Below are 15,212 nucleotides of genomic sequence, written 5' to 3'. Positions count from 1 at the left end.
ATCATGCCTTTAAAACTATAAAAAATAATAAGTTAGACTTCACTAATATTATTTACAATAAAACCACCAAGGATCAAGAAGGCTCCAATCGTTGGACCAGCGACGATCACTGCGGCCGTTGCTAAAATAGCTTCCCCAACAATCTGCCCTTCGCTTTTAGTATGGCCACCACTGACTTCCTGAATTTCGGTAATATTTAATTCTTTCATAATTAACCTCTCCTTTTGTTTAAAAAAAATTTAAAAGTAATACTGCTCCGGCTCCTCAGAGCCGCCAACAACCCCATGTATTCAACCCCAGGGGCTGCTTTCTGCACCTTTCCATGTTTTATGCAGAGAAGTCGTAAAAATAACATTCGGTAAATTAAAGCTTTTTAGTCGCAGCAATCAGTGGCTCAAACAGCCAGGCCAAGATACTTCGTTCTTCAAGAACAATATCGGCTTGAAACAACATTCCGCTGCGTAACGGCAAGTGCTTGCCCTTTGAGGCAATATATTGGCGGTTTAAATTGCCTTTGATTCGATATACGGGCTCTTGAATAGCAAATGGCCCTGACAATTCAGCTGGCTCGATAATGGTCTGATGAATTTCCACAATTTGCCCTTCTACTACACCGAATTTTTGATAAGGAAATGCATCAAATCGTAACTTCGTTAATTGCCCTTTGCCGATGAATCCCACACTTTTTGTTGGCAAAAATAGTTCAGCATTTAGTAACGTATCTTCTGGCAATAAGGAAAACAGCAATGTTGACGGATTGATTGTTTCGCCTTCAATAACCTGTATACCGGTTACGACTCCGTTACGGTTAGCGGTTATGGTATGTTGATGATTGGAAATAGACTGATTCAAACGATTCATCAACTCAGATTTTTGCCGCTCAAGGGTATTTATCTTTAACTGATTTTGCTCCGGAATGACTTGCAGCGCATAGTCCAGTCGCTCTATTTCCCGGCGCTGTTGCAATTTACCGCGTTGAAGCATCTGCTGTTCGAGTTGCAAGTCCAGTAACTGTTGGCTGTGATTTTCTATTTCCCTATCCGACACAAAGCCTTGTTTTAACAGTCCTTTCATTTTCTCGAATCTTGATTTGAGCATGTAAACCTTTCGTTCAAGCAGCTCTGATTGACGAACCGAGGTCTGGTATTCACTCTTAGCGACTCCCAACCTAGTCGTCACATTCATAATTTCTTTATCCTTTAAGCTTTGATGTTGAGCAATTTCATCGGTTAACAATTGCAGTTGTATCGTGATTTGCTGTTTTAATTGCTCATTAACAGACTCGGAATGCACCTTAGAATAATCCTCATCATCTAAGCCAAACTGTCCGCGCGAAGCCAAAGTTACTAATGCCTGCCCTTTCGTAACCTGCTCTCCTTCGCGAACATGTAGCCTTTTTATATAGCCGTGCGACTGACCATAGGTTTTAACGATGCCTTTATCAGGTTTTAAATAACCTCTCACCGTTTCTTTTCGAGAATAGCTGGCCGTGGCTAGAAATGAGATCAGCAGAGTAAATATCAGTACGACACTTATGATCACTAAATTTATCGAAAAAGGCTGTGCGAGCAACACCGCCCCTTGTAATCGTTGATTCTGACTTGCCAAAACTTCCTTGCGAAACAATCCCATCACTTTTCGTCTATCAAATGAGTCATGATTTAAGGATGTGGCAGATATCCGAGAAGTGAAAAAATTATCACAACTAGATGGGGAAGTTTTTGAAACAGCCTGGTTTTAAAGGCTCGAAAAGGATTTTAAGATTTTGCTTTTGTACGTCACCGGATACTTGAATGTGGGAATTTTTAGCAAAACTCACTAAAGCATCACTAAGACCAATAGATAATAATAAAGGTGATTCAACTCTGTTAAAGGGCAATTTGTTGCAACGTACCCGTGTATTTTGGCCAACAACTGGCAATTGCTAATTCAGAGGATTCCACCTTACCACTCGTGAAAAGCGATAAGCTTGGCCGTTCGCTTATTTCTTTCTCAAGTTTCGCATAAATCAGCCGACGCCTTACCTGTTGTGCAACAGCCAAAGCTGTATCTACAATACTCGCCTGATTTCCTACCAGGTTTTTTATAGGCTCCGAGAGAAAGGAAAAGTGTGTGCACCCCAATACCAGTTGATCACATTGTTGTTCCAACAATGGTTGTACGTATCTTTTTACTGCATCCGCTGCTCTGGCATCGTTAATAACGCCTTGTTCAACCAAACTAACGAAATCGGGACAAGCCTGGCCAACAACGTCAACCCCAGAACACTCTTCATGTTGCAGCCTGGTAAATGACTCACTTTGCAATGTTTGCTGGGTGGCCAACACCCCTATCCTCCCCGTTTTGGTCGCTTTTGCTGCCGGCTTAATTCCCGGCTCAACACCTATCAGGGGAATAGCAAACCGAGAACGCAGTTTGGCAATCGTGTGAACGGTCGCAGTATTACAGGCGACAACAATGGCCTTACAATTGTGTTGCTGGAAAAACTCGACAATTTGCTCACAACGTTGAAGTAGAAAGTCATCGGGTTTATTGCCATACGGATTATTGGCTGTATCGGCAAAATACAATATATCTTCATCTGGCATCAGATCGCGTATTGCCCTGCAAATGGATAAACCACCGAGTCCCGAATCAAAAATACCTATTGGAGAAGACTTATTCATGATGATTATGGCGTTGTACGAAAGAGAATGTTGAAAGACACTGAGATGCTAACCATGCGGCCAACGATTCTCAGTGCCTGTGCTGGCGATTATAAACCAGCTTTGGTAAATGCAGCGCTAACTAAGACCTGAGCCTCGGCAATAATAGACTGCAAATGCTCTTCGGAAATAAAGCTTTCCGCATAGATTTTATAGATTTCTTCGGTTCCAGACGGACGAGCAGCGAACCAACCATTTTCGGTAACCACTTTCAACCCGCCAATCGCAGCACCATTACCTGGAGCATGAGAAAGAATATCGGTAATTGGCTCACCGGCTAATTCCGTTTGGTCGATATCGTCTGGGCTTAACGAAGTTAACACTGCTTTTTGTGCCGTGCTTGCGACGGCTTCCACGCGGCCGTAACACGGAGTACCCAGTTCGTCAGCCAACTGTAAGTACCATTGATAAGGATCTTTTCCGGTAACCGCTAATATCTCTGCCGCTAACAAGGCTAATATGAAACCATCTTTATCTGTGGTCCAGCAACTTCCGTCCAATGCCAAAAATGATGCGCCGGCGCTTTCTTCACCACCAAAACCGTAACTGCTGTCGCTAAGACCATCTACAAACCATTTGAAACCTACTGGGACTTCAGATAGTGGGCGTTGCAGTTTTTCTGCCAGGCGATCAATCAATGAACTGGAAACCAGAGTTTTGCCAATTCTTGCGGTTGCCGGCCATTGACGGTGGGTAAGTAGGTAGTTTATCGAAACAGCCAGGTAATGATTTGGATTCATCAATCCACCGGACTTGGTTACGATACCGTGGCGGTCAAAATCAGGATCATTACCTACCGCAATATCGAAATCATCCTTCATCGCGATTAAACCAGCCATTGCGTAAGGCGAGGAACAATCCATGCGAATTTTACCGTCTTTATCCAGTGGCATAAATGCAAAACTGGCATCAACAACTGGATTAACTACGGTAATATCCAATCCATACTGCTCCGCGATTTTCGGCCAATACGCAATGCCAGAACCACCTAAAGGATCAACGCCAATCTTAACCCCAGCATCGGCGATAGCTTGTAGATTGATAACTTTCGCCAGCTCATTAACATAAAAGCCGATGAAGTCCTGGCGTAGCAGTAACGATGAGTTCATTGCTTGAGTTAACGGCAGCTGTTTTACGTCTTTGAGATCGTTAGCCAGAATTTCATTCGCACGTTGCTCAATCAGCTTGGTAATTTCACCTTCTGCAGGACCACCATGTGGAGGATTGTATTTAATACCACCATCGGCGGGAGGATTGTGTGAAGGTGTGATAATCAGACCATCAGCTCTGGTATCAGTGGTATCGTTGTGAGCGATAATCAATCTGGAAATAACCGGTGTTGGCGTAAAACCCTCATCCTGTTGAATAACCACCGGAACCTTGTTCGCAATCAAGACGCTGATAGCATTTGCAAATGCTGGCTCAGATAACGCATGGGTGTCTTTCCCCAGATAAAGAGGACCGGTAAAACCCTGTTGATTTCGATACTCAGCTACCGCCTGGCTTATCGCCAGAATATGGGGTTCGTTAAAGCTAACTTTAGCGGCACTGCCACGGTGACCTGAGGTACCAAAGCTGACGCGCTGTTCAGCGACACTAACGTCAGGCTTCAACATAAAGTAATCGCTGGTCAATCGACCAATATTGATCCTATCTTCAGGTCGGGCCAGTTTTCCTGCATGGGGATGAGGGCTCATGGTATTTCCTTATTAACGATTTTTCGGTTATCTCGATATGCTCAATGCAGACAATTAATTATAAAAAGTCGCGAATACTTTCCGCTTGCTCGTTGTTGTAACCCAATACCTGGGCAACATCGGTTAGCATCAGCTTTTTCTTAGTCGTATTGGAATTAGTAATAACCCAATAATCAGAATCAGGAATTTGCTTAGGTTTTGAGGAGCTTCCTGTCGCCAACAATTCCTCTTCACTTTGTGCAAAATACAAACGGTCACGACCACGAATATCAAGCACTGCAGAAAACTGTTTTGGGTGCACTCTGTGCAAATTGCCAAGAATATTAAGGAAACGACCTACTGCACCGCGCTCCATTGCTAATTCTTCTTTGTTAATTAAATCAAAGATATTCTGACAACTGGTTAAGGTTTTTTGTTCTGCAACGTCTTCTACAAGCAGGGTTTCTTCCTGAACTTCGTCGGCAATTTCAACGTCAGTTGTTTCCGCTTCGGTTTGTGCCGCCACAGTCGATTCAACAATTTTTGATTTAACAGCCGCAGCAGACAGTTCAGAATTTGCAGCCAAAAGACGGCGAAGGATATCGGAGGCACTCTCGCCAATAAATTCCGTTTTACTTGCTATGTACTGATATAGTTCGTCATCAATCTCAATTGTTTTCATTTTAATACCACTGTTAAAGATTAGTGAGCTTCAGTTTCACAAATGTGCAATGAATGAACAATGCGCTCAATTTTTCCACGTTGAATCACTGAAGTCCGATGAATAATTCTTATAATTTCAAAGATTATACTTGGCTTATAATCAACTCTCTACCCTAAAGATACCGAATTAGTGTAAATTATCGGGATTATTTTTAACGCAGAATTTATCCAAATTATGACAGCTCTTTTAAATTATCAGCGCAACGGAAATGGCCCTACCATTATTCTTATTCATGGCCTGTTTGGCGCCATGGATAACCTTAATGTCCTGGCCAAATCTTTAATTGAAAACTTTGATGTCATTCAGGTTGATGTGCGTAATCATGGCGACTCATTTCATCACGTGTCTATGGATTACGCCGATCTGGCTAATGACGTGCTCACTTTACTGGATCATTTACAAATTGCTAAGTGTCACCTCTTTGGTCATTCCATGGGGGGGAAAATTGCCATGCAATGTGCGTTAACCGCCCCCAACCGATGCAAAAGCCTGATTGTCGCTGATATTGCACCGGTGGATTACCCGCCGCATCACAATGATATTATAAGAGGATTAAAGGCGATTAATCCTGAACAGATTAGTAAGCGTAATGAAGCTGACAAGATACTTGCTGAATTTGAGCCGAACCTGGGGGTACGTCAATTTCTTCTGAAAAACCTGGTTAAATCAGAACGGGGATACAAATGGCGAGCCAGTATCGATAATATTGCCGCCAGTTATTACCAAATTGGCAAAACGGTGAAGCAAGATGGTCAATATCTCGGTCCTGTATTATTCATTAAAGGAGAAAATTCCGACTACATTCTTAACGAATATCGCGACGCTATTGGCAAATTATTTCCTAAAGCAAAAGCCAGGGTAATTGCTGACACAGGACACTGGTTACATGCCGAAAAACCACAGGAATTTAATCGTATTGTTCAGCAATTTATTGAAACAAATAACGATTAGTCATTGTTGATAATTTTACGCCGACACTAATGTAATTTGTAGAAGGCATATGCTATAGTGCCGCTCTGATTTTTAAGGGCGAATTATGCTAGCAGAAAATTTAGAGTTAATTGAAACCATAGGTTTGAATTTATTTTTTCTCGTTATTTTTTTCTTTATTGGGATGTCGATTCACGACGTGATGAAAAAGAACAATGTCCCCAAGAAAGGTCAATTTGTGGTGTATTTTGTATTATTCCTGGGGTGTGCTGGATTTATTGCTAAGGGCATTATCCAGTTCGTTTGGGAAAGTAGAGGGATCGGCTAGAATAATATGGCAAAAGAAGCATCGGATCTGACCACCATTGATTTGTTTGTTGACGAAAAACGCCCTGGACGCCCCCGAACCAACCCTTTTCCTCGGGAAGTGCAGGTCAAAATCAATAAACGCAACCAGGTCAAGCGTGATAAGAATAAAGGTCTGAAACGTGTGGAATTCAAAATCCATCACCAGCTTTTTGAACAGCTGGATGAGATGGCAAAGGATCAAGGCATTAGCCGCAGTGAGTTAATCGAAAAACTATTAACTCAAGCGTTGCAAGTCAACGCATAAGCGTATTCAAATTTAAGTTATAAAGGGTTTAGAAAACATGGCAACTGTTGGACTATTTTTCGGTAGTGATACAGGTAATACCGAAGCTGTCGCCAAAATGATCCAGAAGAAACTGGGTAAAAAGAATGTCGATGTTCGTGACATTGCGAAAAGTAGCAAAGAAGACATCGCAGCATTCGATTTATTGATTTTAGGTATCCCTACCTGGTACTACGGTGAGAACCAATGTGACTGGGATGACTTCTTACCTGAGCTGGAAGAAATTGATTTCACCGATAAGCTAGTAGCTATTTTCGGATTGGGCGATCAGGAAGACTATGCAGAATACTTCGTTGACGCTATGGGACCACTTCGCGATATCGTTGAAGCTAAAGGTGCAATTTTAGTCGGTCACTGGCCAACTGAAGGCTATGAATTCGAAGCATCTAAAGGCTTAATCGACGATGATAATTTTATCGGCTTAGCTATTGACGAAGACCGCCAACCTGAGCTAACTGAAGAACGAGTCGATGGCTGGATTGAACAGTTAAACGACGAAATGGCATTGTCTGAATTACTTGATTAATCAAGTAATCGATTTGAAGTAATTCTAAGCCCTGCTTTGGCGGGGCTTTTCTTTGTCTGATCCGAACTTAACGAACATAAGTGTCGTTAAATATTTAACAATTAGGGGTTTTAACCTAACGTTAATCACCCTATAATTTCCTATTAATTATTGTTTAACAAAGCAGGTTTCCATGCCAGATCAAAATGAAGAACTAAAAAGGGCTGGATTAAAAGTAACGCTTCCTCGAGTCAAAATTCTCGATATTTTACAAAAGCCAGATAACCAACATATTAGTGCTGAAGACGTTTACAAAATCCTCCTCGAGCAACACGAAGAAATTGGCCTGGCAACAGTTTACCGGGTATTAAACCAGTTTGATGATGCCGGTATTGTAACCCGCCATCATTTTGAGGGCGGCAAATCAGTATTCGAACTATCCCACAAAGCGCATCACGATCACTTGGTATGTCTGAAATGTGGAAAAGTAGTTGAGTTCGAGGATAATGTCATCGAACAACGTCAAATCGATATCGCCAACAAAAATAAGATAAAGCTGACCAACCATAGCTTGTATCTTTACGGCGAATGTGAAGATGAAGAGGCCTGTGAGGAATACCGGAAATCTCACCAGTAACCGATCATATGATTGATGATAAAGGACCGGAAGGTCCTTTTTTATTGCCATTAATTATTAGCGCTTAGCACGGCCCTGTTACATGAAAAATCGCTACAGGATTTGCGAAAAGTGATGGCTGGCAATGTTATAGCCTTGATTAAGATATAACTTATGAGCGGCAAACCTCTGAACCCCGGAATCTAAATGGATTTGTTCACAACCATTGTCTAATACCAATCACACTAAGTTTGTGCACAACTCAGAGTTAGGGCCGAGGTTCAGTTACAACATAGATTTTATTGATATAGTCATTCTATATTAATGAAATATAGGGCCGTAAATGGGCCTCTCACTAACTCCCTACGGGTGAGTTTTAAAGGCGTTTATCCTGCGTTACTGATTTTGACAATGGAACGACCATTCTCTGCAATCAAAGCCTTGTCTAAAAGCCTTTAAATTCTCACTGAGTGAGCAATAATTTAATGTGATTGGTATAATGCATAGGATTTTAACCACGCTAACATTTGCTGTCCAAAGCCCTGCCCCCGGCAATTTTCATCGGTAACTAAATCATCCAGATAGATATGTTTTCGCCAGGCAAGTTTGTCACTGATAACAAACCCTGCCAAAGTCTTCGGCTCGTTACCCTGCAATAAAACCGCTAATTAATAACCCTGCTGCGTCTGTGCCTTAATCGATGCTAATAGGGGTTGCTGACAATACTGAGTTCGTAGCATCCGCATAAGCTTGACGACGTCCTCTAACAAACGCTCAGAATGTCGGTTGATATTGTCTTTATTTAGTAACAAAAAGGAAATTGGTTGTGACATTACTTCATCCCTGATAATTAATAAAAGGTAACTCGTTTAATCAATGACCTTGTAATATTGTCTGGCACGATCAAACCACTGAGTACGGTCAATATAAGTCATATCTTTATCTTGCGGCAAGTGTTTGATATCAAGGTATTTAATCGTTTTCGAATGCGGGTTTCCAACACATAAATCCAGCGCTAATCGCTCTCCCCGACTATAGTTTCCACGATGAATCATATTGGCACTGAAAACCAGGGCATCGCCAGCTTTTAACGGGAGCAATCGTGCATTCGATAAGCTATGGTGGTTTTTCTTATCCTTTAATTCAAAACGCACGTCATATTCTTCCTGGTTATCCCATCGCGAATGACTACCCGGAACAAGTTCTATGCCCTCTTCATCCATCAAAGGAATGCGAATATGTAAACTGAGCATAGATTGCAAATAGCTTTGTTGAGTTGTTTCAGGCTCGCCGTTGTACTGTAGGTCGCGATGCCAATAGGGCTTACGGCGATTTTTGTAAGGATTAAAGAACAACTGGGTGTTATGAAAATACAGTTCATCGCCAAATACAGATTCCATGATTTCATGCAGTTTCTGAGGTATCAGCTTGTTAAATAACCCACCGCGTTTTCTATGATCAATACTTTGATTTTCAATTTGGAAATATTCAGGATCCGTTAATCCATGCATGTTGATTAGCGCATGATGTTTGTAATTAGAATAGTTAGCTTTCAACCAGAGTTGATAGATTCGCTGAACGTCCTCAATTAACGATGTTAACTGAGTATTAGAAAAACATTCGGATATCACAAAATAACCATCCTGCAAATAGCTTTGCCGATACTCAGCTATGTGGGGGCTGTTATTACCCTTTGCTTGCCCGGTCATTGTTTTGATTTACCTTCACTTGTCTCTATACACAATATCATCATCCATCTATTTTAAGCCAGGGTCCAGTCTTGCATTACAAGTACTTCAGCGATTACACCGTCATCTATCAAGACACACACTGTTAAACGCAACTTATCAAGACACCCATCGTTTGATGAGAACCATGGGTGTCTTAATAAAGCCAAAACCGGAGAATTACAGTGGGTGTCTTAATTAAGCAAAAACTAGAGAGTTACAGTGGGTGTCTTAATTAAGCAAAAACTAGAGAGTTACAGTGGGTGTCTTAATTAAGCAAAAACTAGAGAGTTACAGTGGGTGTCTTAATAAAGCAAAAACTAGTGAGTTACAGTGGGTGTCTTAATAAAACGAAAACCAGAGAATTACTGTGGGTGTCTAAATTAATGTTTGAATAAAAAAACGGAACCGTATAGGTTCCGTTTTTATTTGAGAATGTTGGCTGAAGAATTAGCCTTCGATCTTAGCCCAGGTATCTCGTAGTCCAACGGTTCGGTTGAATACCAGGTTATCCTTGCAGCCTTCCTTGCTATCCAGGCAGAAGTAACCTTGACGTTCAAACTGGAATGCTTGTTCTGCAACGGCATTTACCAGAGATGGTTCAACCTTAGCACCTTTAATCACTTGCAATGACTCTGGGTTCAATACGCTGTGGAAGTCTTCAGCTGCCGCCGGGTTTGGTACGGTGAATAGGCGATCGTATAAACGAACTTCCGCATCCAGGCTCTCGCTTGCACTTACCCAGTGAATTACGCCTTTTACTTTACGACCATCGGCAGGGTTTTTACCCAATGTGTCAGCGTCATAAGTACAGTAAATGGTTGTAATGTTACCATCTGCATCTTTTTCACAGCGTTCGGCTTTAATGACATAGGCGCCGCGCAAACGTACTTCTTTACCTAACACAAGACGCTTGTACTTCTTATTTGCTTCTTCACGAAAATCTTCTGCTTCGATAAATACTTCGCGGGTAAATGGTACTTCACGAGAGCCTTTTGAATCATCATTTGGGTGATTCTTAACGTTTAAAGTCTCAACCTTACCTTCATCAAAATTTTCAATGACTACACGAACTGGATCTAATACGGCCATGGCACGTGGTGCTTTTTCGTTTAAGTCTTCTCGAATACAGGCTTCCAATACGCCCATTTCAACGGTGTTGTCCATCTTGGTCACACCGATGCGCTTACAAAACTCGCGGATAGAGGCTGGTGTATAACCACGGCGGCGGAAACCAGCAATTGTCGGCATACGAGGATCATCCCAGCCATGAACCAGTTTCTCTTCAACCAAGGCATTAAGCTTACGCTTACTCATTACCGTGTATTCAAGGTTCAGACGAGAAAACTCATACTGACGCGGTTGAGTTTCAATGGAAATATTATCGATAACCCAGTCATACAAACGACGATTATCCTGAAACTCAAGCGTACACAAAGAGTGAGTAATCTCTTCGATGGCATCAGAAATACAGTGGGTAAAGTCATACATCGGATAGATGCACCACTTATCACCAGTTTGATGATGATGGGCAAACTTAACCCGATAAATCACGGGATCGCGCATACACATGAAACTTGAAGACATATCAATTTTCGCGCGCAGAGAACACTCACCTTCTTTGAATTCGCCGTTCTTCATTTTTTCAAATAAAGCCAGGTTTTCTTCAACCGGTGTGTCACGGTAAGGACTATTCTTGCCTGGTGCAGTCAAAGTGCCACGGTATTCGCGCATCTCTTCGGCATTTAAAAAGTCGACATAAGCCAGTCCTTTCTCGATAAGCTCAACGGCATAACCGTGCAATTTTTCAAAGTAATCAGAGGAATAACGGACATCACCAAACCATTCAAAGCCAAGCCACTTCACGTCTTCCTGAATAGAATTTACGTAATCAATGTCTTCTTTTTCAGGGTTAGTATCATCAAAACGTAAATTACATTGGCCTTTATAATCCTGGGCAATACCAAAATTCAGACAAATAGATTTCGCATGACCAATGTGCAGATAACCATTTGGCTCAGGAGGAAAACGGGTATGTACGCCAGTGTGCTTGCCTGATTCCAGGTCAGCATTGATGATCTGACGTATAAAGTTGCTCGGACGGTTTTCAGTTTCCGACATCTAATGAACCTCAAAAATATTTAAGAATATAAATAAATAACGCCGCATTATAGCAACACTGTTTATACCAATCCACGTTAAAAAGTGATCTATTCAGAATGTCAGCCGAGGGATTTATACAAGTCGGCGGTATTTAGGAATGGTTATTCCATTTTCAAAATTAGTCGAAATCAGTAACGCAGGAGAAACGCCTTTAAAACTCACCCGTAAGGAGTTTATCAGAGGCCCATTTACGGCCCTATATTTCATTAATATAGAATGACTATATCAATAAAATCTATGTTGTAACTGAACCCCGGCCCTAACTCTGAGTTGTGCACAAACTTAGTGGGATTGGTATAAGAATTTCGCCATGAGCTACCCCGCCTCCAGGCATATCGGGAATAATTTTTACGTCAGCATTTAATGCTTTTTGATAAAACTCGATGGCCTAGCGGGCGTTTTTACATATTAAATAAGGAGTAACCGAATGGTACCCTTGAGGAATCGCGTTAGCTGCCATGATAATAACCTTATTGCTTAATGAATAAGTTCAGTGAATAAGATCAAGAATAGCAAAGAAAACAAATAAATAGATTCGATTCTAGGAAGTAACAAAAGATAGTATGGGGAAATAAGAGATGTTGGCGGAGTGGACGGGACTCGAACCCGCGACCCCCGGCGTGACAGGCCGGTATTCTAACCAACTGAACTACCACTCCGCGCTATAGGGATTTGCATTCTGAATGTGCAGATATGTTGGCGGAGTGGACGGGACTCGAACCCGCGACCCCCGGCGTGACAGGCCGGTATTCTAACCAACTGAACTACCACTCCGCTAAGGATATCTTGCAATAGATGACATGAGAAATTGTTGGCGGAGTGGACGGGACTCGAACCCGCGACCCCCGGCGTGACAGGCCGGTATTCTAACCAACTGAACTACCACTCCACGTGCGCAATTTCTATTTGTATCGTTGGCGGAGTGGACGGGACTCGAACCCGCGACCCCCGGCGTGACAGGCCGGTATTCTAACCAACTGAACTACCACTCCACTTAGGATACAAATTTAAAGACAAAGTTGGCGGAGTGGACGGGACTCGAACCCGCGACCCCCGGCGTGACAGGCCGGTATTCTAACCAACTGAACTACCACTCCGCATCTCGGTCTTTGTTCAACATGTCGTTGAATGCGGCGGGAATAATACGGTTATGATTTGCATGAGTCAACACTTTTTTCAGATAAAACTTACTGACTGAACAAATGTCGAACAAAACGATTAAATAGCCCGCTAGCTTGCGTATTTATTAAGCTTTAAACGTCTCTATTCGGCTGTTGTTTCTTCAACAGATGAGCGCCAAACAGGAGAACTACCTTTGTTTTCAACAATATCTAATCGTTCTTCATGAGCCTGTAATTCATCCGCGCTTGCCATGATCACAGGTAACGGGACGCGATTTACATCTAAGCGACGAATTCCAGAGCTATCCCCTTCACTACCATCACCATGCTGTAAATTGAGGATATTTTGTTTTCTGGTCATTTCGATGTAAACGAAAGCCAGTAACTGCGCATCGATTAATGCGCCGTGATAGGTACGGTCGATGAGCTTGTCTACGCGATAATGCTTAGCGAGAAAGTCCAAGGTTTTCGGCGAACCAAATTCATCTCGGGAAACCGCTAAAGTATCGGTAATGGTACAAACGTCAGCGGTCATGGGTAGACCGCGATTAACCATCGCAAATTCGTGATCCATAAAGCCAACGTCGAACTTGGCATTGTGGATAATCAGTTCGGCACCGCGAATAAACTCGAGGAAATCGTTTGCAACCTGGTGAAACAAAGGCTTGTCGGCAAGAAAATCATTGGTCAATCCGTGAACGTCGATGACTTCCTGCTCCATCTCCATTTGAGGGTTGATGTAAACATGATAATTACGACCGGTGAGTTTTCGGTTGATCATCTCAACACAGCCTATTTCAACAATACGGTGCCCTGCTTTTGGATCAATACCAGTGGTTTCCGTATCGAGAATAATAAGTCGCTCTTGTTGCGTTTCTTGCACCTGATATACCTGATTAATTTTGAATAACAGACCTGGAAAATAAGTCTGGGCTTAAATTTAGCCCCGCCTGGTAAAAGCCAAGCCGAAGAATTAGTATGATGTTACACTGGCATCAGCAATAAGCAAAGAAACAATAAGCAGCCTATGAAAAAAGTTGATATTTACACCGACGGTTCCTGCCTGGGTAATCCCGGTCCCGGCGGTTACGGTGCAATCCTCATTTATAAGGAACATCGCAAAGAGCTTTCTCAAGGGTATAAACGCACCACCAATAACCGTATGGAAATGCTGGCAACCATTGTCGCTCTAGAATCGCTGAAAGAAAGTTGTGCTATCACCCTGACAACAGATAGCCAATATGTGCGCCAAGGTATTACCCAGTGGATCCACAACTGGCTAAAAAACAATTGGCGGACTTCATCCAAGCAGGCGGTAAAAAATGCCGATCTCTGGAAGCGACTGCATCAGGAAACTCAACGTCATAAAATCGATTGGAAGTGGGTTAAAGGTCACTCCGGCCACCCTGAAAATGAGCGTTGTGATGAATTAGCTCGAACCGCTGCCGAAGGAAAAAATTTACTCGAAGATGTAGGCTACACGGATTAAATGAGTTAAGTTATGGCTGTTTTTTTCGACTCAGGATGAATCATGAACCCGGATATTAAAGCATTTTTCCATCAGGCATCATTCACGTTAACTTATATCGTGTCCTGCCCTCAGACCAGGATGTGCGCGATAATCGATCCCGCTCTGGACTTTGATCCAGTAGCATGTCAGGTGAGCTCTGAATTCAGTGATGAATTAATTAACTATATAAAAGACAAGGATCTCAAGCTCGCCTATATTCTTGAAACTCATGCTCATGCCGATCATATCTCTAGTGCTACTTATATAAAGTCAAAACTCGGTGGTGAAATTGGTATCAGTACCAATATCAAGCGCACTCAATCCACATTTAAAGTTATCTTTAATATGGCCAAGCAGATAAACGAAAGCGGTCAGCACTTTGACCGTCTGCTTCGCGAGGGAGATAACCTAACTCTGGGGGCGTTGAATATTGATATCCTTGAAACTCCAGGCCACACTCCTGACAGCATCACCTTTGTGATCGGCAAACACGCATTTATCGGCGACACCCTGTTTATGCCAGATTCCGGTTCAGCACGTTGTGATTTCCCAGGCGGTGATGCCAGATTACTTTATTCATCAATCCAAAAGCTATATGCATTGGGAGATGATACTTGCCTGTACATGTGCCACGACTACCAACCGCAAGGGCGAGAGCTGGCCTTCCATTGTACGGTTGCCGAGCAAAAACAAGCAAACATTCAGGTACGGGAAGGTATCGACGAGCAGGATTATGTCAAAGTCAGAGAAGAAAGAGACGCCACGCTTGCCAATCCAAAGCTGATTTTTCCATCATTGCAATGCAATATTCAGGCAGGTAAATTACCCTCGCCAGAAGACAATGGCCAGGTGTATTTCAAACTACCTGTTAAAGTCGCCTAAT

At 42.5% G+C, this 15,212-nt stretch carries 17 protein-coding genes and 5 tRNA genes; 7 read left to right on the top strand and 15 right to left on the bottom strand.

The annotated features are described in order from the left end of the window. Window positions 1–32 precede the first annotated feature (32 nt). The 5 genes from FNC98_RS16785 to seqA form a co-directional block, all read right to left on the bottom strand. A complete protein-coding gene (locus FNC98_RS16785; RefSeq protein WP_185968087.1) occupies window positions 33–209 on the bottom strand; it encodes a hypothetical protein in 177 nt (58 codons plus the stop codon). 154 nt (window positions 210–363) lie between these two features. After that, window positions 364–1,632: an HlyD family secretion protein gene (locus tag FNC98_RS06895; RefSeq protein ID WP_143580550.1), complete on the bottom strand. Its 1,269-nt coding sequence runs from the start codon at window positions 1,630–1,632 to the stop codon at window positions 364–366. A gap of 236 nt (window positions 1,633–1,868) precedes the next feature. Continuing rightward, on the bottom strand, window positions 1,869–2,666 hold the full coding sequence (gene murI, locus FNC98_RS06890) for a glutamate racemase (RefSeq protein WP_143580549.1): 798 nt from the start codon (window positions 2,664–2,666) through the stop codon (window positions 1,869–1,871). An 89-nt stretch (window positions 2,667–2,755) separates the two neighbouring features. Further along, window positions 2,756–4,402 (bottom strand): phosphoglucomutase (alpha-D-glucose-1,6-bisphosphate-dependent), encoded by a 1,647-nt coding sequence (pgm, locus tag FNC98_RS06885; RefSeq protein ID WP_143580548.1) that lies wholly within the window; start codon window positions 4,400–4,402, stop codon window positions 2,756–2,758. A 58-nt stretch (window positions 4,403–4,460) separates the two neighbouring features. Continuing rightward, window positions 4,461–5,063 carry a replication initiation negative regulator SeqA gene (gene seqA, locus FNC98_RS06880; RefSeq protein ID WP_143580547.1) on the bottom strand — a complete coding sequence of 201 codons (603 nt, stop codon included), beginning with the start codon at window positions 5,061–5,063 and terminating at the stop codon, window positions 4,461–4,463. A gap of 216 nt (window positions 5,064–5,279) precedes the next feature. On the opposite strand from seqA, the gene FNC98_RS06875 reads away from it, so the two are divergent. From FNC98_RS06875 to fur, 5 genes are all read left to right on the top strand, one after another. Continuing rightward, window positions 5,280–6,056: an alpha/beta fold hydrolase gene (locus FNC98_RS06875; RefSeq protein WP_143580546.1), complete on the top strand. Its 777-nt coding sequence runs from the start codon at window positions 5,280–5,282 to the stop codon at window positions 6,054–6,056. A gap of 85 nt (window positions 6,057–6,141) precedes the next feature. Beyond that, window positions 6,142–6,363 (top strand): DUF2788 domain-containing protein, encoded by a 222-nt coding sequence (locus FNC98_RS06870; RefSeq protein ID WP_143580545.1) that lies wholly within the window; start codon window positions 6,142–6,144, stop codon window positions 6,361–6,363. Window positions 6,364–6,369: 6 nt separating this feature from the next. After that, window positions 6,370–6,648 carry a LexA regulated protein gene (gene ybfE / locus FNC98_RS06865; protein ID WP_143580544.1) on the top strand — a complete coding sequence of 93 codons (279 nt, stop codon included), beginning with the start codon at window positions 6,370–6,372 and terminating at the stop codon, window positions 6,646–6,648. A 37-nt stretch (window positions 6,649–6,685) separates the two neighbouring features. Further along, the gene (gene fldA / locus FNC98_RS06860) at window positions 6,686–7,213 is read left to right on the top strand and encodes a flavodoxin FldA (protein ID WP_143580543.1); all 528 of its coding nucleotides are present in this window, start codon (window positions 6,686–6,688) and stop codon (window positions 7,211–7,213) included. A gap of 172 nt (window positions 7,214–7,385) precedes the next feature. Next, on the top strand, window positions 7,386–7,829 hold the full coding sequence (gene fur / locus FNC98_RS06855; RefSeq protein ID WP_143580542.1) for a ferric iron uptake transcriptional regulator: 444 nt from the start codon (window positions 7,386–7,388) through the stop codon (window positions 7,827–7,829). A 461-nt stretch (window positions 7,830–8,290) separates the two neighbouring features. On the opposite strand, the gene FNC98_RS06845 is transcribed toward fur, so the two are convergent. The 10 genes from FNC98_RS06845 to dnaQ form a co-directional block, all read right to left on the bottom strand. Beyond that, window positions 8,291–8,440 carry a GNAT family N-acetyltransferase gene (locus tag FNC98_RS06845; protein WP_260680540.1) on the bottom strand — a complete coding sequence of 50 codons (150 nt, stop codon included), beginning with the start codon at window positions 8,438–8,440 and terminating at the stop codon, window positions 8,291–8,293. A gap of 36 nt (window positions 8,441–8,476) precedes the next feature. Beyond that, on the bottom strand, window positions 8,477–8,641 hold the full coding sequence (locus tag FNC98_RS16780) for a hypothetical protein (protein ID WP_185968086.1): 165 nt from the start codon (window positions 8,639–8,641) through the stop codon (window positions 8,477–8,479). A 36-nt stretch (window positions 8,642–8,677) separates the two neighbouring features. Beyond that, window positions 8,678–9,517 (bottom strand): phytanoyl-CoA dioxygenase family protein, encoded by an 840-nt coding sequence (locus FNC98_RS06840; protein ID WP_143580540.1) that lies wholly within the window; start codon window positions 9,515–9,517, stop codon window positions 8,678–8,680. Window positions 9,518–9,985: 468 nt separating this feature from the next. Continuing rightward, on the bottom strand, window positions 9,986–11,656 hold the full coding sequence (gene glnS / locus FNC98_RS06835) for a glutamine--tRNA ligase (protein WP_143580539.1): 1,671 nt from the start codon (window positions 11,654–11,656) through the stop codon (window positions 9,986–9,988). Window positions 11,657–12,280: 624 nt separating this feature from the next. After that, window positions 12,281–12,357: transfer RNA gene (locus FNC98_RS06825), tRNA-Asp, on the bottom strand. A 38-nt stretch (window positions 12,358–12,395) separates the two neighbouring features. Next, window positions 12,396–12,472: transfer RNA gene (locus FNC98_RS06820), tRNA-Asp, on the bottom strand. Window positions 12,473–12,510: 38 nt separating this feature from the next. Further along, window positions 12,511–12,587, bottom strand: a tRNA-Asp gene (locus tag FNC98_RS06815). Window positions 12,588–12,613: 26 nt separating this feature from the next. Continuing rightward, window positions 12,614–12,690, bottom strand: a tRNA-Asp gene (locus FNC98_RS06810). Between the two features lie 28 nt (window positions 12,691–12,718). Further along, a tRNA-Asp gene (locus FNC98_RS06805) sits at window positions 12,719–12,795 on the bottom strand. 166 nt (window positions 12,796–12,961) lie between these two features. Next, complete coding sequence (dnaQ, locus tag FNC98_RS06800; protein WP_143580538.1) at window positions 12,962–13,702, bottom strand: DNA polymerase III subunit epsilon; 741 nt, start codon at window positions 13,700–13,702, stop codon at window positions 12,962–12,964. Window positions 13,703–13,846: 144 nt separating this feature from the next. On the opposite strand from dnaQ, the gene rnhA reads away from it, so the two are divergent. Both rnhA and FNC98_RS06790 read left to right on the top strand, forming a co-directional pair. Further along, entirely contained in the window at window positions 13,847–14,308 is a 462-nt protein-coding gene (gene rnhA / locus FNC98_RS06795) for a ribonuclease HI (protein ID WP_143580537.1), read from the top strand. A 42-nt stretch (window positions 14,309–14,350) separates the two neighbouring features. Then, window positions 14,351–15,211 carry an MBL fold metallo-hydrolase gene (locus FNC98_RS06790; RefSeq protein ID WP_143580536.1) on the top strand — a complete coding sequence of 287 codons (861 nt, stop codon included), beginning with the start codon at window positions 14,351–14,353 and terminating at the stop codon, window positions 15,209–15,211. Window position 15,212 lies beyond the last annotated feature (1 nt).

The sequence above is a fragment of the Thalassotalea sp. PS06 genome (assembly GCF_007197775.1).
Lineage (GTDB): Bacteria > Pseudomonadota > Gammaproteobacteria > Enterobacterales > Alteromonadaceae > Thalassotalea_A.
Note: the sequence above shows the minus strand (reverse complement) of the source record. Positions and strands in the feature narration are given on the sequence as shown.